The 17,306-nt window shown below is 51.9% G+C and carries 21 protein-coding genes; 13 read left to right on the forward strand and 8 right to left on the reverse strand.

Annotated elements, in window-relative coordinates; translation table 11 throughout:
- Nucleotides 1-3: 3 nt before the first annotated feature.
- Nucleotides 4-588 (reverse strand): DUF4136 domain-containing protein, encoded by a 585-nt coding sequence (locus tag ACYVEA_RS01865; protein WP_461111609.1) that lies wholly within the window; start codon nt 586-588, stop codon nt 4-6.
- 271 nt (nt 589-859) lie between these two features.
- Between ACYVEA_RS01865 and ACYVEA_RS01870 the strand changes: the two genes are divergently transcribed.
- The 3 genes from ACYVEA_RS01870 to cphA all read left to right on the forward strand — a co-directional run bounded on the left by ACYVEA_RS01870 (nt 860) and on the right by cphA (nt 4,747).
- Nucleotides 860-1,111 carry a hypothetical protein gene (locus ACYVEA_RS01870; protein WP_461111610.1) on the forward strand — a complete coding sequence of 84 codons (252 nt, stop codon included), beginning with the start codon at nt 860-862 and terminating at the stop codon, nt 1,109-1,111.
- 1 nt (nt 1,112) lies between these two features.
- Nucleotides 1,113-1,673 carry a hypothetical protein gene (locus ACYVEA_RS01875; RefSeq protein WP_461111611.1) on the forward strand — a complete coding sequence of 187 codons (561 nt, stop codon included), beginning with the start codon at nt 1,113-1,115 and terminating at the stop codon, nt 1,671-1,673.
- A gap of 395 nt (nt 1,674-2,068) precedes the next feature.
- The gene (gene cphA / locus ACYVEA_RS01880; protein ID WP_461111613.1) at nt 2,069-4,747 is read left to right on the forward strand and encodes a cyanophycin synthetase; all 2,679 of its coding nucleotides are present in this window, start codon (nt 2,069-2,071) and stop codon (nt 4,745-4,747) included.
- 153 nt (nt 4,748-4,900) lie between these two features.
- On the opposite strand, the gene ACYVEA_RS01885 is transcribed toward cphA, so the two are convergent.
- A complete protein-coding gene (locus ACYVEA_RS01885) occupies nt 4,901-5,770 on the reverse strand; it encodes a cyanophycinase (RefSeq protein WP_461111614.1) in 870 nt (289 codons plus the stop codon).
- A 134-nt stretch (nt 5,771-5,904) separates the two neighbouring features.
- Here ACYVEA_RS01885 and ACYVEA_RS01890 point away from each other — a divergent pair, with 134 nt between their 5' ends.
- The gene (locus ACYVEA_RS01890; protein ID WP_461111615.1) at nt 5,905-6,744 is read left to right on the forward strand and encodes a cyanophycinase; all 840 of its coding nucleotides are present in this window, start codon (nt 5,905-5,907) and stop codon (nt 6,742-6,744) included.
- Between the two features lie 3 nt (nt 6,745-6,747).
- Here the strand turns inward: ACYVEA_RS01890 and ACYVEA_RS01895 are convergent, their stop codons facing one another.
- Nucleotides 6,748-7,668 carry an isoaspartyl peptidase/L-asparaginase family protein gene (locus ACYVEA_RS01895; RefSeq protein WP_461111616.1) on the reverse strand — a complete coding sequence of 307 codons (921 nt, stop codon included), beginning with the start codon at nt 7,666-7,668 and terminating at the stop codon, nt 6,748-6,750.
- A 115-nt stretch (nt 7,669-7,783) separates the two neighbouring features.
- Nucleotides 7,784-8,680, reverse strand: a complete 897-nt coding sequence (locus tag ACYVEA_RS01900; protein WP_461111617.1) for an SDR family oxidoreductase — start codon at nt 8,678-8,680, stop codon at nt 7,784-7,786.
- Nucleotides 8,681-8,872: 192 nt separating this feature from the next.
- Between ACYVEA_RS01900 and ACYVEA_RS01905 the strand changes: the two genes are divergently transcribed.
- The gene (locus tag ACYVEA_RS01905) at nt 8,873-9,217 is read left to right on the forward strand and encodes a hypothetical protein (protein WP_461111618.1); all 345 of its coding nucleotides are present in this window, start codon (nt 8,873-8,875) and stop codon (nt 9,215-9,217) included.
- Between the two features lie 63 nt (nt 9,218-9,280).
- Here ACYVEA_RS01905 and ACYVEA_RS01910 read toward each other — a convergent pair whose 3' ends face one another.
- On the reverse strand, nt 9,281-9,421 hold the full coding sequence (locus tag ACYVEA_RS01910; protein ID WP_461111619.1) for a hypothetical protein: 141 nt from the start codon (nt 9,419-9,421) through the stop codon (nt 9,281-9,283).
- A gap of 186 nt (nt 9,422-9,607) precedes the next feature.
- Here ACYVEA_RS01910 and ACYVEA_RS01915 point away from each other — a divergent pair, with 186 nt between their 5' ends.
- The 5 genes from ACYVEA_RS01915 to ACYVEA_RS01935 all read left to right on the forward strand — a co-directional run bounded on the left by ACYVEA_RS01915 (nt 9,608) and on the right by ACYVEA_RS01935 (nt 13,541).
- Nucleotides 9,608-11,824 (forward strand): bifunctional alpha,alpha-trehalose-phosphate synthase (UDP-forming)/trehalose-phosphatase, encoded by a 2,217-nt coding sequence (locus tag ACYVEA_RS01915; RefSeq protein WP_461111621.1) that lies wholly within the window; start codon nt 9,608-9,610, stop codon nt 11,822-11,824.
- Between the two features lie 71 nt (nt 11,825-11,895).
- A complete protein-coding gene (locus ACYVEA_RS01920) occupies nt 11,896-12,774 on the forward strand; it encodes an SMP-30/gluconolactonase/LRE family protein (protein WP_461111622.1) in 879 nt (292 codons plus the stop codon).
- A 162-nt stretch (nt 12,775-12,936) separates the two neighbouring features.
- Nucleotides 12,937-13,128 (forward strand): hypothetical protein, encoded by a 192-nt coding sequence (locus ACYVEA_RS01925; protein ID WP_461111624.1) that lies wholly within the window; start codon nt 12,937-12,939, stop codon nt 13,126-13,128.
- Nucleotides 13,129-13,147: 19 nt separating this feature from the next.
- Nucleotides 13,148-13,324, forward strand: a complete 177-nt coding sequence (locus ACYVEA_RS01930) for a hypothetical protein (protein ID WP_461111625.1) — start codon at nt 13,148-13,150, stop codon at nt 13,322-13,324.
- Nucleotides 13,325-13,379: 55 nt separating this feature from the next.
- Nucleotides 13,380-13,541: a hypothetical protein gene (locus ACYVEA_RS01935; protein ID WP_461111626.1), complete on the forward strand. Its 162-nt coding sequence runs from the start codon at nt 13,380-13,382 to the stop codon at nt 13,539-13,541.
- A 25-nt stretch (nt 13,542-13,566) separates the two neighbouring features.
- On the opposite strand, the gene ACYVEA_RS01940 is transcribed toward ACYVEA_RS01935, so the two are convergent.
- The gene (locus ACYVEA_RS01940; protein WP_461111627.1) at nt 13,567-14,124 is read right to left on the reverse strand and encodes a cupin domain-containing protein; all 558 of its coding nucleotides are present in this window, start codon (nt 14,122-14,124) and stop codon (nt 13,567-13,569) included.
- Between the two features lie 464 nt (nt 14,125-14,588).
- Between ACYVEA_RS01940 and ACYVEA_RS01945 the strand changes: the two genes are divergently transcribed.
- Entirely contained in the window at nt 14,589-15,710 is a 1,122-nt protein-coding gene (locus ACYVEA_RS01945; protein ID WP_461111628.1) for a carboxylate-amine ligase, read from the forward strand.
- A 58-nt stretch (nt 15,711-15,768) separates the two neighbouring features.
- Here the strand turns inward: ACYVEA_RS01945 and ACYVEA_RS01950 are convergent, their stop codons facing one another.
- Nucleotides 15,769-16,023 carry a hypothetical protein gene (locus tag ACYVEA_RS01950; protein WP_461111629.1) on the reverse strand — a complete coding sequence of 85 codons (255 nt, stop codon included), beginning with the start codon at nt 16,021-16,023 and terminating at the stop codon, nt 15,769-15,771.
- A 169-nt stretch (nt 16,024-16,192) separates the two neighbouring features.
- Nucleotides 16,193-16,318, reverse strand: coding sequence for a hypothetical protein (locus tag ACYVEA_RS01955; RefSeq protein WP_461111630.1), 126 nt, complete (start codon nt 16,316-16,318; stop codon nt 16,193-16,195).
- Nucleotides 16,319-16,363: 45 nt separating this feature from the next.
- Here ACYVEA_RS01955 and ACYVEA_RS01960 point away from each other — a divergent pair, with 45 nt between their 5' ends.
- Nucleotides 16,364-16,909, forward strand: coding sequence for a phage tail protein (locus tag ACYVEA_RS01960; RefSeq protein WP_461111631.1), 546 nt, complete (start codon nt 16,364-16,366; stop codon nt 16,907-16,909).
- A gap of 142 nt (nt 16,910-17,051) precedes the next feature.
- On the forward strand, nt 17,052-17,306 hold a 255-nt coding region (locus tag ACYVEA_RS01965; protein WP_461111632.1), incomplete at its 3' end, for a hypothetical protein.

Raw genomic sequence — 17,306 nt, forward strand, 5'->3', positions numbered from 1 at the left:
TAATTAGGTGGTCCGCTGCGGGAGTTTCTCTACAATGCGTTGAATTTCCCGAGCCAACTGATTCTTGATACGAGCCGGATCGCTAATGGCGTTCTGCACGGAACCACGCCAGATCAACTGCTTTGTCCGGGCATCTACCATATCAACCACCACGGTACCGGCCTCATACTTTTCCTGCGTATACATAGGGCCCCAGCTATTCCAACCCCACCAGGAAGGGCCCCAGCCCCGGTAACCCCAACGACCCCAGCCATAATAGGGACCATACATACCAATCGGACCACGGTTATTGGCAATGGTGCGCGTTTTTTCTTCCACAAAGAAATGATAGCCCACCAACAGGTCTGGCCTTCGGCTGACTTCCCGAAGTCCCCGCTGGGTTAATGCCTGCTGAATGGTTGACTCCACCTGCTGGCTGGCAATCTGATTGTAATAGAGCGGATTTTGTCCCGCCTTTACATCCGATTGCATCCAGGAATACGTTTGAAAACGACTGAAATCGACCCCTTGCGCAGTATCAACCGTTACACGTGGGGCACAGGCGATAAACCCAATGGCCAGACTAAGGCTAATGAATAAGCTTTTCATAATAATTCAGGAGTTAGTTAACTGAGTGAGGTGACTTCCCGTCCCGATCACGTTGCTTACTAACCTCCTGGCAGACTCAGTTGGAGGTTGAATTGAGGAATAAATGAGGAAAAGGTAACCACCGTAAACCGTGCTGTCCTAGCCGTGGCCATATCCTCACAAAATAGATTTTCCTTGCCCCATTACGCAGGTACGTGCGTTAGTTTCCAACGAGTTCCAGCCTTGCCAGGAACGTCGTATTAAGACGTAAAAATCTTAAAACAAACGCGTTATGAATGAGAGCGTACGCATCATCTGGGGGATCATTGGTTTACTGATCGGGGCGGGCCTGCTGACCTACCTAACGCAGGATTCAGATCAGCTACTCAGGTATGAATTTGACCGTAAGAAAAAAATTAGAAAGAAAAAGCGGGGGGTACCTACTCAATACCCATTGCCTGCCGGGAATGATGAAGCATCGATTTTACTTACAAACGCGCCCGATCCGGTAGAACAACCTGACCAAAAATCTCACAACTACTAACATGGCACAGTCAACTCCAGCCAGGCACTGGCAATTATTGGTTATACGAGGCCTTTTTTATGGATTATTGGGAGTCAGTATGTTGCTGGCAAGTAGCCCGTCCATGCAACTCTTTGGCGGCTTACTCGTTGCAGCGGGCGTTTGTGGATGCATCTATGCCATCTATTCCCTGCAAATCGACCGAAATTATTTCTGGGAAGCGCTACGCAGTCTGGCCGATGTAGGCTTCGGTATCTGGTTTCTGGTCTACTCGAAGGGTGATGTAAGCCGTTTCCTGGATGTACTGGGCTTTTGGGCCGTTATGTATGTGTTTATCCAGGCCGTACAGACGATCTATGCGTTTATGCTGTTAGGGCTGAAGCAACCCCGCAACAGAATAGGTAATCTGTTACATTTTAGTGCGGTCCTGGCATCGGGCGCTATAGCCTTCACAGCCCTTACCTCAGCGGCCGAAAATGCTCCCCTACCCCTGATAGGCTTACTGCTAATTTTACTGGGACTGATCATCATTTTCCTGGCTATCCAACAACGGCAAACCCTGCTAGCCAACAAGACTGTCTGAGCTTACTGTCAGGCGAATACGTAATACGAACGCGTACATTGCTCTGGCTGTCTACGAACCGGTTGAAAACGTCTATAAAATTTATGCCTTAGAGTAAGCCCGTTGCTACGTAGCGTCCGGTAGTCTAACGCTACGTAGACGCTTACTTTTAAAGGCAAACAGCTACGCTAAAAGGCATTCACACAACGCATTAACCGTATTCTCATCGTTACATTTATTCTTCAAACTTTTCAATTTACGCAAGGTTCTAACGCCGTAGCAGATCAACGACCCGTCAGCAATACGACAACTTATTGCCTAGAGACGTAGCGTGAGCCTGTGTAAACATAAACAAATTGATTCAGTCAACTCTTTGCCAAACGACCTGTTAAACGCAGCTGACAGGCAATTCGACCATGAAAATTATTGACATTCGTGCGCTGAAAGGACCAAATTACTGGTCTATCCGGCGCCCTAAGCTAATCGTGATGCGATTGGATTTAGACGAACTGGAAGAGTCGCCTTCCAACAAAATTAACGGTTTCTATGAACGACTGCGGACGCTTATTCCCAGCCTGTACACCCATAGATGTTCCGAAGGCAGACCCGGAGGGTTCTTCTACCGCGTGGAGCAGGGCACCTGGATGGGGCACATTATTGAGCACATTGCGCTGGAAATTCAAACCCTGGCCGGTATGGACTGTGGCTTTGGCCGGACACGAAGTACGGGAGACTATGGGGTTTATAATGTGGTCTTTGCCTATCAGGAAGAACGGGCCGGACTGCATGCCGCCCAGTGCGCTGTCAACATTGCTCAGGCACTTATTAATGGAGAGGAGTATGACCTGCAGGCTGATATTGATACGCTCCATCAACTGTATGAGGAAGACCGTTTGGGACCCAGTACGTCGGCCATTGTCAATGCCTGCCTCCAGAAAGGCATTCCTTACCTCCGGCTCGACAGCGACTCAACGGTTCAGCTGGGCTACGGTGCTCGCCAAAAACGTATACAGGCTACCGTCAGTAGTCAGACCAGTAGTCTGGCTGTTGACCTGGCCGCCGACAAAAGCGAGACAAAGCGCAGGTTAGCCCTGGCCAACATTCCGGTACCGGCGGGCGAAGTCGTTCAGGCCGAAGCCGGTATTCAGGCCGTACTCCGGCGATTGGATTTCCCGCTCGTCGTTAAACCGCTGGACGGCAACCACGGTCGGGGTGTAACGACAAACATTCAGACCGTCGAAGCGCTGACAGCCGCTTTTCATATGGCGAAGGCACATAGTGACGACGTATTGGTCGAGCAGTTTGCCCAGGGAAACGATTATCGGCTGCTGGTCATCGACTATAAACTCTGCGCCGTGGCCCAACGCATACCTGCCCGAATTATCGGAGACGGTTCATCTACCATTCAGACGCTCGTTGATCAGGTTAATCAGGACCCCCGGCGCGGGGACGGTCACGTCAACCTATTGACTAAAATAACGATCGACGAGGCAACGCTGAAGCTGTTAGCCGAACACCAATTGACCGTGGGTTCTGTACTTCCGGCCGGACAGGAACTGCGACTGAAAAAGACGGCGAACCTGAGCACAGGCGGTACGTCGGTCGACATGACGGACGTAGTGCATCCTGAAATCAGAGCGATGGCCGAACGCACGGCCCGAATCATTGGCCTGGACATTTGCGGCATCGACTTGATTGCGCAGGACATTACGCGTTCTCTGAAACGGTCTGGGGCCGTGGTTATTGAAGTAAATGCGGGACCGGGTTTTCGTATGCATACCCATCCATCGGAAGGCCAGCCCCGCGACGTCGGCAAAGCCGTTGCCAATATGCTCTTCCCCGAAACGAGTGCTGATGAATCCATCGGAACGCCGACCGCGCCGGGCCGTATCCCGATTATTGCGATTACCGGGACGAATGGAAAAACCACCACCACCCGGCTCACCCAACACCTGATTCGGCAGGCTGGCTATACCGTTGGTTTCACCACGACGGAGGGCATTTACATAGGGGATTCGCTCATTGAGGAAGGCGATTGCACGGGTCCGCAGAGTGCGCTTAAAGTGCTTCAGGATTCTTCAGTTGAGGTGGCGGTGCTGGAGTGCGCGCGGGGTGGTATGCTACGTTCGGGGCTGGCCTTCGACCAATGCGACGTGGGCATTGTGACCAACGTAGCCGCCGACCACCTGGGACTCCGGGATATTCATTCGGTGGAGGACATGGCACGGGTGAAAGCGATGGTGGCAGAGAGTGTGAAACAGGACGGATATGCAGTCCTGAATGCCGATAACCCATACACCTACGCCATGCACCATGCGTTGAGCTGCCAGGTCGCTTTTTTCACGATGAACCCGCGCGAGGAACGGGTCGTGGCACACTACCGAGCCGGGGGGCTGGCGGCTGTTTATGAAGACGGGTACATCGTCATTCGGCGCGGTGACGAACAAATCCGGATAGACCATATCGACCATATTCCCCTGGCTTTCGAAGGAAAAGCACCGTTCATGATTGAGAACATTCTGGCGGCCGTACTGGCGGCTTATTGTCAACACATATCGATCGACCGGATTGCGCAGGGTCTACGTTCCTTCCATCCCTCGTTTGAAAATACGCCTGGCCGGATGAATCTGTTCTGCTTCCAGCAGTATTGCGTTCTGGTCGACTACGCGCATAATCCTCATGGCCTGGCCGCTTTGGGCGATTATATTAAACGAGCTGATGTCGCGCACAAAGTCGGTATTGTAACCGGAGTTGGCGACCGCCGGAATGAGGATATTACGGCGCTCGGCCGAATTGCGGCTACGTTGTTTGACGAGATTATTATCCGATTCGATGAAGACAGCCGCGGTCGGGATACGGGCCAGATTGCCGAGCTGATCAGGCAGGGCATCTGGGAAGTCGACCGCAACAAACCCACACAGATCATACCTGACGAACTGACAGCCCTGACGTATGCGATCGAGCATGTTCAGGCATCCACGCTGATTGTCCATCTTACGGACCAGATAAATCACTCGGTCGAGCTGGTCCGGGAGTTTAAAAAGCGGGAAGAAACGATGGAATGTCAACCCGCTTTGGTGCTGGAACATGCCTGATGAGTTGGTAACGAATCTGATTAAATTGTCTAAAATGGAGCTATAATCGATGTGCATTTTGTCCTTCCGCACCGGCCCGCCGGTGCGGAAGGACAAAATGCACGCTTACGAAAAAGCTTAAACAGCTTCAACAAAGTCAACAGACTGTTGATTTTACGACAGGCTCGTCTCTTCCTGCTTACTGAATATTCGGTCTTTCAGGTAATAAGTGGCTCCCCTGGCCAGAATATTGACGCGTAAATTATTGACGTAAACAGGCTGAAGTTCGGGCACTTCATAATAATTGGTATCCCGTACGTTGTCGGCGTCAATGACAAATACCCCTCCCGAACCAATGGCTCTCAGTACGTCCCCCCGGGTAATTACCAGGCCAGAATCAATACAAAGCCCGATTCCCAGCAGACCCGGATTCCGTAAAAGGGCTTCGGTGAGTCGCGGAAAGCGGCTTCGCTGCATAAAGTGCGTGTCGATGATGGCCCCGGGTAATAGGGAAAGCCCTTTTTCGGTTTCCACCATACCTTTAATTAAGGACTCACTACTTTTTCCTTCTTTGATCGCCAGTCTGGACATGGCGGCAGCGCCAGCACTGGTGCCGGCAATCACAAAATCATCGGTCTGGTAGCGTTCCTGGATACTAGCCAGCAGTCGGGTATCCAGGAGCTTATCGACCAGCGTTGTCTGATTACCCCCCGTAAATAGCACCGCGTCAGCTTTAGCAATCCGCTGTAGATTGTGGTGACTATCAGCCTCGTCCTGGCTGTTGATGTGCATAACCCGCACGTGTTTGCAACCTAGTTTACCAAAAGCCTCCAGGTAATTTTCCCCCATTTCTTCGGGTATTTCCGACGCGGCTGGTATCACTTCGATTCGGGACTCTTTTCCGTTCACTTCGGCCAGGAATTCGGTTAAAATACCGGAGTCAAAAAAGTTGGTTTGCCGGATTTCGCTGGAAGCCGCATTGTCGCCTGGCTCTTTGGCTTCGCTGCCTCCAATTGGAATTAATTTACCTCTGGGCGCTGTCATGCTGGTTAGTATTTACGGGTAGTTTTGCCTAAAAACAATAAAACCAATAGAAAAATAGGGTGTTAGTAGGGTAGTTCATTACCCATCATTTAATTAGGGTATGCCTCTTTGACGGACCAAAACCAACACGCATAATGCAGATACGAGGTACACTGATGGCCATTGGCGGCAATGAGGACAAGGGAGCCAATGCCAAACCGCTCCATGTCCACGATACCGTTCATGCCTTTGTTAACTCCGGCATTTTATACCGAATCATCGCCGAAATCAATAATACCGATGCCTGCCTGGAACTAGTTACAACGGCTTCCAGTATTCCTAAATCCGTTGCGTATCAGTATACCCGGGCGTTTAAGAAACTGGGGCATACCAACGTCCGGCCAATGCACATTACCTCACCCCAGGAAGCTGACCATCCTGATATACTGGCTCGTATCCGGACCTGCGGAGGGATTCTCTTTTCGGGTGGAGATCAGCTGCTGTTAACCTCCGTGTTCAGCAATACCGCTTTTGCCCAACTGTTGCACAAACGCTACGTTCAGGAGCACCTTGTCATTGCCGGAACCAGCGCCGGGGCCATGGCCCTGTCAGACCTGATGATTTACCCCCGCGTGGATGAGAACAAACTACGGCCAGACGTCGATTTATTCCCCGGCCTGGCGCTGATTCACGATGCCATCATCGACACCCACTTTCTGGTCCGGGGGCGGTTTCGGCGCCTGGCCTTTGCCGTTGCCCAGCACCCAACTCACATCGGTATTGGTCTGGAGGAAGATACGGGTGTCATCGTTCGGCAAGGCAATAAGCTGGAAGCTATTGGTTCGGGTCTGGTGACGCTCATTGACGGTCGTAGCCTCCAGGGCGCGAACCTGACCGTTGCCCATACGCAGCACGACATTTTCATCGAGAATTTGCTGGTGCATGTGCTCAGCCACGGCAACAATTTCACGCTGCGGAACAAAAAGTTTACGTAACGCCTAGGCAAAGATGGCAACCTCCCCCTCGCCCAGCTGATTGCGCCAGGCGCGATACATACCTTCTGAATTGAAGGGTAATTCAACGTTTCCAGCCCGGTCGATAGCAATTAAACCGCCTTCACCGCCCATCGCTTTCAGTTTATCCTGCACGACGTAGGCACAGGCGTCTTTCAGCGACAGCCCTTTGTAGCCCATCAGACACGAGATATCGTAAGCCACCACGGACCTGATGAAAAACTCGCCGTAGCCCGTACACGATACGGCACAGGTTTGGTTATTGGCGTAGGTTCCGGCCCCGATCACAGGCGTATCGCCCACGCGCCCGTATTTTTTGTTGGTCAATCCGCCCGTCGAGGTAGCTGCGGCCAGATTGCCTTCACTGTCGAGTGCTACGGCACCAACCGTTCCTTTGCCAGTATTTCGTTTGCTGTGGTCCAGTTGCGTTTTATTGGCTTGCTGCGCTTCCTTAAGTTGCTGAAAACGTAGTTCGGTGAAAAAGTAATCGTCCGGTTCAACAGCAAGGCTCTTTTCGCGGGCAAAGTCTTCGGCCCCACTTCCCAGCAGAAATACGTTCTCCGACTGTTCCATGACGGTCCGGGCCAGGGTAATTGGGTTCCGAATGTTGGTCACGCCAGCAATAGCTCCGGCTTTCAGCGACTGACCACACATGATGGCCGCATCCAGTTCGTGCCTGCCACTGGCCGAAAACACCGCGCCTTTACCGGCATTGAAGAGTTCGTTGTCTTCCAGGCTACGGACGGCCTGTTCGACAGCATCCAGCGCGGAGCCTCCCTGCGCTAACCGTTTATAGCCCGCATCTAAAGCAGCCTCCAGCCCTTCCCGGAAGGCTTTTTCCTGCTCAGGCGTAATCTCGGTTCGGTTAATCGTCCCGGAGCCGCCGTGTATGGCAATTGTGTACATAAGTAACGTAGTAAACTAACCGGGAACATAACTTCAATCAATTGATGAAGGTTAGTGTGCCGGGCAGTAATCGTTATCGACAGCAAGATGATCTGGTCGACCAGACCATCTTGTTTTAAATAGTTGGTGTTCCGCCGGTTACCTGCACGGTACTACCCGTCATGTAGCTTGACTCATCAGAAGCCAGTAGTACGTATGCGGGAGCCAGCTCGGCGGGTTGACCTGGCCGTTTCAGCGGTACATCCTGGCCAAAGTTTTTTACTTTCTCCGGAGGCATGGTCGTTGGAATCAGCGGAGTCCAGATCGGTCCCGGTGCCACGCAGTTGACCCGAATGCCTTTTTCGGCCCATACCTGCGCCAGATTAGCCGTGAAATTCTGAATGGCCGCTTTGGTAGCGGCATAATCCAGCAGTGTCGGACTTGGTTTATAGGCGTTAATCGACGTTGTGTTGACGACTGTGCTGCCCGGCTTGAGGTGTTTTTCAGCCGCCCGGCACAGATAAAACATCGAGAAAATATTGGTCCGGAACGTGCGGTCTAACTGTTCGTTGGTGATATCCTGTAAGGATTCCTGCGACATTTGATAAGCGGCATTGTTAACCAGAATGTCCAGCCCACCCAGTTCATCAACCGCTCGCTGAACGAGCTGCTGACAGTGAGCATCATCACGGATATCTCCAGCCATCAGCACCGCCTTTCGGCCCGCTTCTTCGACGTAGCGGGCCGTTTCACGTGCATCTTCCTCTTCGTCCAGGTACGCAATCAGCACATCGGCGCCTTCGCGGGCAAAGGCAATCGCCACTGCCCGGCCAATACCGGAATCACCGCCGGTAATGAGGGCTTTGCGCCCCGTTAGTTTCCCGGATCCTTTGTAGGAGGTTTCGCCGTGATCGGCCCTAGGCTGCATCTCGGCGTCGCGGCCCGGCACATCCTGCTGCTGCACAGGCTGGGGTGGTTGAGGGTAACTGGCCTGCGGGTCCTCAGCGGAGGAGGTTGATTGTTGAGAGGTCATAGCTGTTCAGTTAAAGTTTTACGGCATCTGCCGCCTTGGGGGAATAACCGATTACGACAGGTACGAGATGGCAAATTTTTCCCGAATAAGGAAGCGGCCCTGTAGCTTCCGGGGATATGAGCGGTTATCGATAAGGGCTCATAACCTCACTTTCAGAGCGCATCTCTGTACCCTTTCAGCGTAACTGAGGTTATGCCTACCAGTGAAGACGTACTAAAATTGGAACCGACTATCATGATGAGCCCACATAGTAAAAATTATAGCCCGGATCAGGCGGATAAGCCGACAGGTGCCGGTTTGACCCGCGAAGCCACTGCCGATGAACACACCATCGACCTGCCACAGGGTACGGCCGCCATGAGCGATACGGACAACAAGGTAGCTGCGGAGAACGTAATGAGCACGGAGGACGATGAGCAGCGATTGAATGAGGACGACTCCACCATCCTGGGCGCAGGTGGCCTGGCCGGGGGCCTATCGGGGGATGGCGAGCGGACCGATGAATATGATGCGGCCGTGATGGGAATAGGTGATTAAGTTGTATAGCCAGCGCCTGGTCGATCCGGCTAGACGCTGGCTATACGAATCTGACAGTTGGTCTTATTCCTCGTCTTCATCGTCGTCTAACTCAACCCCCGATTCCATGGCGGCTGCTTCATCGTCGGTGGTAGCGGAATCAAAGTCTATTGAATCGTAATCCGTTTGGTCCAGTGTTGTCGGCTGAGGTTGCTGATTTTCCATATGCTTTTCCTGTGTTTTGACACTTGTTAACACGCTAAACCCCGGCTCCAGCGTAAAGTTGACTCTACTGACTCAACACGTTCACCTTGTAAGGCAATGGTGTCTGCATAGGCTACTCTGTCCTTTTTTATGGCTTCTGCATGGAGTCAACCCGTACGTTTTAGCTGACCGTTTACTCGCTTTTCTATGAATAACAATCGTTTAATTATTATTTCCTATCGGCTCCCGTTCTCGTTCAAGACCGAAAATCGGGTAACATCCGTCAAAGCATCAGCGGGCGGACTGGTAACCGCCGTAAAATCGCTGGACCTTCCGGCTTCGGCTCCGAAACCCGTCTGGGTCGGCTGTGCGGATTTCTCCCAGCGTGTTTGGGAAAAGCACAAACACCTGGTCAATGATGATTTTGAGTACGTACCGGTTTTTCTGGATAAGACTACCAATAAGGGCTTTTATAATGGCTTTGCGAATTCAGTTCTCTGGCCACTTTTTCATTATTTCCCCGCGTACGTTGACTACCACGATGACTACCTGACAGCTTACAAGACAGCTAATCAGGCCGTTTGCGACAAAGTGGTCGAGCTTCTGCAACCCGATGATCTGGTCTGGGTGCATGACTATCACTTCCTGCCCCTACCGATGCTGATTCGGCAGAGTCGACCCTCGGCCACCATCGGTTTCTTTCTGCACATCCCATTTCCCTCCTACGAACTTCTTCGCCTGTTGCCGGGCAAATGCCGTTCTTACCTGCTCAACGGGCTGTTAGGGGCTAATCTGGTCGGGTTTCATACCACCGACTATCGGGTTCATTTTCTGCAATCCGTGCGGTTAAGTCTGGGCTTCTCCCACCGGCTGGGCACTATAGCGACCGGGCAAACGAAGGTTCAAACAGGCACCTTCCCCATTGGCATCAACTACAGCTTATTTCATGATGCCAGTGCGGATGAAGAGGTGGTGCAGGAGCGGCTGGACCTGAAGCGTTCCTATCCCGATAAAATCATCTTCTCCGTCGACCGCTTAGATTACACAAAGGGCGTTATGCAACGGCTGGATGCGCTGGAAGTGCTGCTAAAGCAACATCCCGACTGGGTGGAAAAGCTGGTATTTATTCTGGTTGTCGTGCCATCCCGCGACCAGATTCAGACGTATTGGGAGCGGAAACAAATGATTGAACAGGCCGTAGGGCGGATAAACGGGCTGTTTGGTACGTTGACCTGGCTACCCATCGTTTATCGCTATTCGGACGTAACGTTTTCTCAATTGGTCGCTCTCTATACAGCTTGTGATATCGCTCTGATTACGCCCGTTCGGGATGGCATGAACCTGGTGGCCAAAGAATTTGTGGCTTCCCGGCAGGACCAGCAAGGTGTTCTGATCCTGAGTGAACTGACGGGCGCGGCCAATGAACTGGGCGAAGCCCTGTTAGTCAATCCACTGGATGAATACGAAGTAGCCGATCAGTTGCTGTACGCCCTGACGATGCCGGCCGACGAGCAACAGCAACGTATGGTTACGATGCAGGAGCGGATTTCAGGGTATGATGTCAGGCAGTGGGCGAATGACTTTATCGACGCGTTGCTAACGACGCAGCAGACCGACCAAACGGGTCAGGCGGTTGCGCTGGAAGGCCATGAGAAACAAAACCTGCTGGACCAGTATACCCAGGCCAGGTCCCGGTTAATCGTACTGGATTATGATGGCACGCTGGTCGAATTTACGCAGGACCCGGAGCTGGCCAGCCCAACGCCTGACGTTCTCAACTGGTTACGGGAGCTAGCGGCTGTCCCGCAGAACAACGTACTGATAATCAGTGGCCGACCGGAGCAGACCCTGGAGAAATGGCTGGGCCATCTGCCCGTTAACCTCGTCGCTGAGCACGGGGCATCCAGCAAACAGAACGGCGTATGGCATCGGAATGGGGGATCAAACGAGGACTGGAAAGATACGATACGGCCAATACTGGCCGATTTTGTCAGCCGGTGTAAGGGCTCCTTTATTGAAGAAAAAGAAGCCTCCCTGGCCTGGCATTACCGGGGCGTAAGCGAACGAATGGGCTTTGACCGGTCCCGGGAGCTGATCGATCTGCTGGAACATCTGCTACCGACCGAACTCCGATTACTGGATGGCCAGAAAGTAGTGGAGATAAAACGAACGGACACGGATAAAGGGAAAATAGCCTATCAGTGGGCAACAGCGCAAGCGTATGACTTTATGCTGGTCATGGGGGACGACCAAACCGACGAAGACATGTTCGTTGCCTTGGTGGGTACAACCCCATATACCATCAAAATAGGTACGCAACCAACCCACGCTCACTACCGGCTAGACAACGTAGCGCAGGCCCTGGCCCTTTTAGCTGAATTAACGGCTCATACAGAACCGGCGTATCCGGCTGATGCGTCTTAAGTTCGTACGTCCAGTCGTATACAACCTTGAACGGCCTATTTTTTAGTCGTGTACTTTTTCAGTAACCCGCTATGCAGACTAACCATCGTCAAATAAGCTGCTTTGTAGAAGCTCAGTGCTCGTTAGGTGAAGGCCCCGTCTGGGATACAGATCGCAACGGCCTGTGGTGGGTCGATATTGTCGGGCAGCAGGTCCACTTCGCTCAAGCCGGAGGATATCCTGTCCAGTGCTGGAACATGCCCGAACCCATTGGCTTCGTCTTGCCTCGTGCCGATGGTCAACTATGGGCCGGTTTAAAATCAGGTCTACATCTGCTGACCCTGCCGCCTACGCACACATTTTCTATCCGGCGGCTGAACCACATTGATACGGACCACCCCACTGTCCGCTTTAATGATGCCACGTTGGATTCGGCCGGGAATCTTTACGCAACCACCATGGATATGGAGACCCAGACGCCTTTAGGTACGATCATTCGGTATTCGCTTCCAACGTCTGGTCAACACTTATCCGAGACCGTTCTGGTCAATAACTTTATGGTTGCCAATGGCCCGGCCCTGTCTCCAGACGGCCAAACGCTCTACATCCTGGAAAGCAGCGGTCACCCTGGTCGTACAAAAGGTGTCTGGCGAACATCCCTCAGAGAGGATGGCCAATCGGAGACCGATACGTTGTTATTCGATTGGCCCTATGAAGGCTCCCCGGACGGGGGCACTACGGACTCAGCGGGCAACCTGTGGGTGGGGCATTACGGTGGGGACACCATTCGCCAGTATTCCGCCGAAGGCCAGTTGCTACAGGCTATTCAGCTTCCGGTGGTTAACCCCACCAAAGTAGCCATCCATCCGGATGGAACCCTCTTCGTCACCAGTGCCCGGGAAGGAGCCTCCAATCAGCAACTAATCGATTGTCCCTTAACAGGCAGTGTATTAAAGATACAGGTTGGTTAACTGGTCTGGCCCATAGTCCCTAAGAGGATACCTGTAGCGCATCGATCAAAACGAAAAGCGGTCCGGTACCTCGTTATTGGCTGAGTTCGTCGAACAGCTACCAAAGAATTCAGGTTTTGCGGCTAAAGAATGAACCTAATTAACCGTCAAATACGCAACGCTATGGCAGACAAAACGCTGGAAAAAGTCGAAAAAGAATACGAAGACCAACGTATTACCGGCAATCAGGATAATGGAACCGGTCACGGCAGCAAAGGCAACGGACGCAGTTCCACTTCGCACAAAAGTTCGTCGAAAGGAAGCCGAAGTGCAGGGGGATCAACGGGAGGCAGCAAATCGGGACGTAGTAAATAGAGCATTAACCCGCACGGACATGAATTTATTTGTCAAGTACTACGCCCCGCAAAGTAACGGCGGCAATAGCCATAAGAACCAGAAGGAAGAAGGCCAGGCTGGCAAATCAGGCAGTCGGCAGCGCTCAACGAAGAAGGCCACCGAAAAAAGCAATTCGGACGAACAAACCAAGGCCAACGCAAACAGTGTGGATTAATGAGTAGCAAGGTCTGCGAATGGCAGACCTTGCCTTTTCAACAAATACGCTGAAAATGGAAACCAAGGAGCCAACAAACGACCCCAGAAATCAGGAAGAGCCAGAGCTAGAACCTGTTCATGGCCAGGAGGATAACCCACCGTTAATAAACGACAAAGCCACTGTTTTTGAGTCGGGCGACGATGCAGAAACGGCTTCGTTAGACTCATCCAGTTGACTAAAGCGGGTAATAATATCGTATCCTAGTCAAGTTTTAACGGCGGGCCAACCACCTGCATCTGGTTCGCACCAAAGATCTTCGCAACCTCCTCTTGGGAAGGTTCATGATCCAGAGCCGCCATGGTAACAAAGAAATTTTCCAGTTTACCCGCTGGCTGGAGAATCACCATCATTTTGCCTTTGTCAGCCACCTGAGTCCAGGCATGAGGCACTTTGCGGGGCAGAAAGATGCTTTCGCCCACGTTTAATTCATATTTCTCATCACCTACCTGAAAGACATATTTCCCGTCCAGTACATAAAAAACTTCATCCTGATCGGGATGCACGTGCAAAGGTGTTCCTCTACCCGGGGATAGCGACGTTTGCTCAAAAATCGCCAGATCCCCTTCCGTATCGCTTCCGGAAATTTTCACATCTAGTACGTTCGCGTTGACGCCTTTAAGCTGAATATGGCCGTGCAATCGGCCTTCGCCAGCCTTTGTTTTAAAGCTTTTGCTGCGTTGGAAAGGTTTTAGAAAGCTGGCGAAGGCCGGGATGGCTGCGAGGCTCAACAGGGCTGTTACAAATCGATGTCTGTTCATAGTTGTACCTGTATGATGAAAAGTTTGTGTTTCCAGGGCGAAATTGCAGTCACTTCCCGCAGGAAAATAGAACAGACTTACGGGAAAAGTCGGGCCAATATGATCTTCAAATCGGCCGGGCGAAGTTCCAGTAATCCATCGGGTCTGGCTTTTCGACTGTCAAAATGACAAACCGTAGACTAAACTACCGCCTATCCGTTTTACCTTGTGAAGTCTTTTATTCACCGGTTCATTCTTTTACCAAGCTGATTCTTTGAGGCTTATAGTTAATTCAGGTCATCAAAATGAGCCACCGAAATTATGCACTGTTTTCGAGGCCATTTCTTACAGGCCGTTCAGTTAATGCGTCCACTCGACATAGAGATACTTTGCTAATTTTTCGACACCTGAAAGGAAAAATTAGCTACTTTACCTCCTTATGAACTATAGCTTACTCAGCGCTCGCTCTTAAATCACGGTCCTTTATGTCTATCTCACCAGAAGCTTTCACCCTTGGCGTAGAAGAAGAGTATCAGATCATTCATCCTCAAACCCGGCAATTACGCTCCCGGGCAAAAGCCATTCTGGCTAAAGCCCAGCAAACCCTGGGCGATCAGGTAACGAAAGAACTTTATCTGTCTCAGATTGAAATTGGCACCTCCATTTGCAAAACCCTCCAGCAGGTTCGGCTCGAACTTCAGGTATTACGGGGCCAGGTCATCGCGGCCGCCCAAAAATCGGAGAGTCAGCTGGTGGCGGCCGGTACGCATCCCTTCTCCCACTGGCAGGATCAGCAGTTGACACCTACCGAACGCTATCGAGGTCTAGAATCCGACTTTCAGCAACTCACCCGGGAACAACTCATTTTCGGTTGTCATATTCACGTGGGCATCCCCGATCAGGAACTGGCCATTCAGGTAATGAACCGCGTGCGTCCCTGGCTAGGGACCTTACTGGCACTAGCCAGTAACTCGCCTTACTGGCTGGGTAACGACACGGGCTATGCCAGCTTTCGAACCGAAATCTGGGGCCGCTGGCCGACAGCGGGTATCCCCCAGCTCTTTAATTCACGAGCGGATTACGACCGTTTGATTGAGGACCTGACGGTAATGGGTAGCATCGAGGATGCCTCCAAAATTTATTGGGACGTGCGCCCCTCCTCTCATTTTGACACCCTGGAGTTTCGGGTCACCGATGTGTGTTTAACCATCGACGAGGCCGTTTTAGTCGCGGGTCTGGTCAGGGCATTAGTGCGAACCTGCGCGCTGGAAGCGGAAGCGAATGTGACCTTACCGATGATACGTCCCGAAATCCTACAGGCGGCTAAATGGCAGGCGGCTCGTTTTGGTCTCGCCCAAACCCTTATCGATCCTCTGGCGGGCCGGGCGGTAGCCGCGCCGAGTGTCATTCATCAGTTTCTGAACTACGTTCGACCGGCTCTGGAAGCGTATAATGACTGGGATGAAGTGTCTGTCCTGGCCCAACAGGTTATTCAGGGAGGTACTGGCTCGGCTCGTCAACGGGCGGCTTATGAACGAGCCGGTAAGCTGGAGGACGTGGTTGACTTGCTGGTGCGGGAAACGGCTCTGGGGGCGATCTTAAGCTGATTAGGACGCTACAACAGGTCCAGCCAGCCCCCTAAGCGCTAGTGATCGCTGGAGCTTGCTATTTTGATGCGTTGTACAACCAGGCACCCACATGGATTATTTTCCAGGCTCCGCCAATCTTCTCCCAATGGCGCGTTTCGTGTACGTAACCCTTCTCCCCATTCGGATCGGTCTCGACTTGTTCAAACAGGGTAAAAGCCGCGTTGCTATTCACCCGAATTTGGTAACCCGTGTTCTTGAACGTATCCGGGCTTGGCTTCCTGGTAAGCGGAAAGCTTGGGGTATAGCTGACGGTGCCTAGACCATCGGGCACTACGTAGACCGGGTCAGCTTCGGGCCGCTTTTGTGGTATGTATAGTGAAACTCCGTTACGTACGCGACAGCAGCAGGGTAATGGTTATTACAAGTTGGCTCGCTATTCGTCAACCTAGACCGCGTTTGAGTAGATCACCGATTGACGTTTAAATGATCTGGTTGAATCCTCAGACAATGATGTCCGAAAAGTGATCATCATTGTCTGAAATTTGAGCGTCGCTCCCCTCCTGATGCCCCACCTTTGTCAGGTCATTGACGAACAGGAACTGATCAATTTCCTGGCTAAACGTCAATGGATACGTAAACTCTTTTCTTCCTCTTTTTAACCAATTACTCTCATGAATGAACCATTTCTTGGTATGATTGCCCTGTTTGGCTTCGGTTTTCCCCCACGTGACTGGGCCGTCTGTGATGGATCGATATTACCTATCGCGCAAAATACCGCCTTGTTTTCATTGTTGGGCACTACCTACGGTGGCAATGGACAGACCACCTTTGCCTTACCTGATCTACGAAGTCGCGTTCCGCTTGGCCAGGGTCAGGGACCAGGGCTAAGCCCTTATCAAATGGGTCAGGTGGGTGGCACAGAATCCGTAACCCTCACCACGGGCCAGATGCCAATGCATACTCATACGCTGACAGGTACAAACGCCGGTGCAGCGACCAGTGTCCCGAATGGTAACGTATTGGCAGCGTCAAATGGAGCGCTGGAAGATGGTACCACGGTGTCCGTTAATGCCTATGCTACATCGGGCACTGATGCCACGCTGAATCCGTCCTCCATTGGCGTAGCCGGTGGCAGCCAACCTGTTCAAATCCAGACGCCCTATCTGGCCATGAACTATTGTATCGCTTTGAAAGGCATATTCCCAAGCCGTAGCTAGTAGCATTGTCCGCAAAAGCATTCCCTTCATCAGTTATTTGTGGAGGGTATGCTCTTGCGTGCAGTTTTAATTTTTAAAGGGGCTCATATTAGCCTACATTTATATCAAAAAGATCTCATATCCTCTTTTAATATTTCTATTCATGTTTGAAAATTACTTACCTCGTACCAGTTGGCAGAGAGCCTGGATAGCACTTTATTTATTGGTTTGTACACTCCGTGTACAGGCCAGCTTACCCATATCCAGCAACCCCTCGTTATCAGGGAGTCCGGTTCGGTGGCTAAGTCCAATGGCACTGACCTTCACCGATCTGAATACCAGTCCCTTCACAGCCCTTCAGTTTGGGGCTCGGCGCATCTTCTTCGATGCGGATGGAGATGGGGATCTGGATATGCTC

Source organism: Spirosoma jeollabukense (assembly GCF_054777855.1).

Excerpts from the sequence above, each read along its gene's own strand:
- ACYVEA_RS01905 (WP_461111618.1), top strand. The coding sequence starts at position 8,873 with ATGCCTACCAGTGAAGACGTACTAAAATTGGAACCGACTATCATGATG.
- ACYVEA_RS01920 (WP_461111622.1), top strand. The coding sequence starts at position 11,896 with ATGCAGACTAACCATCGTCAAATAAGCTGCTTTGTAGAAGCTCAGTGC.
- ACYVEA_RS01935 (WP_461111626.1), top strand. The coding sequence starts at position 13,380 with ATGGAAACCAAGGAGCCAACAAACGACCCCAGAAATCAGGAAGAGCCA.
- ACYVEA_RS01870 (WP_461111610.1), top strand. The coding sequence starts at position 860 with ATGAATGAGAGCGTACGCATCATCTGGGGGATCATTGGTTTACTGATC.
- cphA (WP_461111613.1), top strand. The coding sequence starts at position 2,069 with ATGAAAATTATTGACATTCGTGCGCTGAAAGGACCAAATTACTGGTCT.
- ACYVEA_RS01875 (WP_461111611.1), top strand. The coding sequence starts at position 1,113 with ATGGCACAGTCAACTCCAGCCAGGCACTGGCAATTATTGGTTATACGA.
- ACYVEA_RS01865 (WP_461111609.1), bottom strand. The coding sequence starts at position 588 with ATGAAAAGCTTATTCATTAGCCTTAGTCTGGCCATTGGGTTTATCGCC.
- ACYVEA_RS01930 (WP_461111625.1), top strand. The coding sequence starts at position 13,148 with ATGAATTTATTTGTCAAGTACTACGCCCCGCAAAGTAACGGCGGCAAT.
- ACYVEA_RS01925 (WP_461111624.1), top strand. The coding sequence starts at position 12,937 with ATGGCAGACAAAACGCTGGAAAAAGTCGAAAAAGAATACGAAGACCAA.
- ACYVEA_RS01895 (WP_461111616.1), bottom strand. The coding sequence starts at position 7,668 with ATGTACACAATTGCCATACACGGCGGCTCCGGGACGATTAACCGAACC.
- ACYVEA_RS01890 (WP_461111615.1), top strand. The coding sequence starts at position 5,905 with ATGCAGATACGAGGTACACTGATGGCCATTGGCGGCAATGAGGACAAG.
- ACYVEA_RS01945 (WP_461111628.1), top strand. The coding sequence starts at position 14,589 with ATGTCTATCTCACCAGAAGCTTTCACCCTTGGCGTAGAAGAAGAGTAT.
- ACYVEA_RS01915 (WP_461111621.1), top strand. The coding sequence starts at position 9,608 with ATGAATAACAATCGTTTAATTATTATTTCCTATCGGCTCCCGTTCTCG.
- ACYVEA_RS01900 (WP_461111617.1), bottom strand. The coding sequence starts at position 8,680 with ATGACCTCTCAACAATCAACCTCCTCCGCTGAGGACCCGCAGGCCAGT.
- ACYVEA_RS01885 (WP_461111614.1), bottom strand. The coding sequence starts at position 5,770 with ATGACAGCGCCCAGAGGTAAATTAATTCCAATTGGAGGCAGCGAAGCC.
- ACYVEA_RS01940 (WP_461111627.1), bottom strand. The coding sequence starts at position 14,124 with ATGAACAGACATCGATTTGTAACAGCCCTGTTGAGCCTCGCAGCCATC.
- ACYVEA_RS01960 (WP_461111631.1), top strand. The coding sequence starts at position 16,364 with ATGAATGAACCATTTCTTGGTATGATTGCCCTGTTTGGCTTCGGTTTT.
- ACYVEA_RS01910 (WP_461111619.1), bottom strand. The coding sequence starts at position 9,421 with ATGGAAAATCAGCAACCTCAGCCGACAACACTGGACCAAACGGATTAC.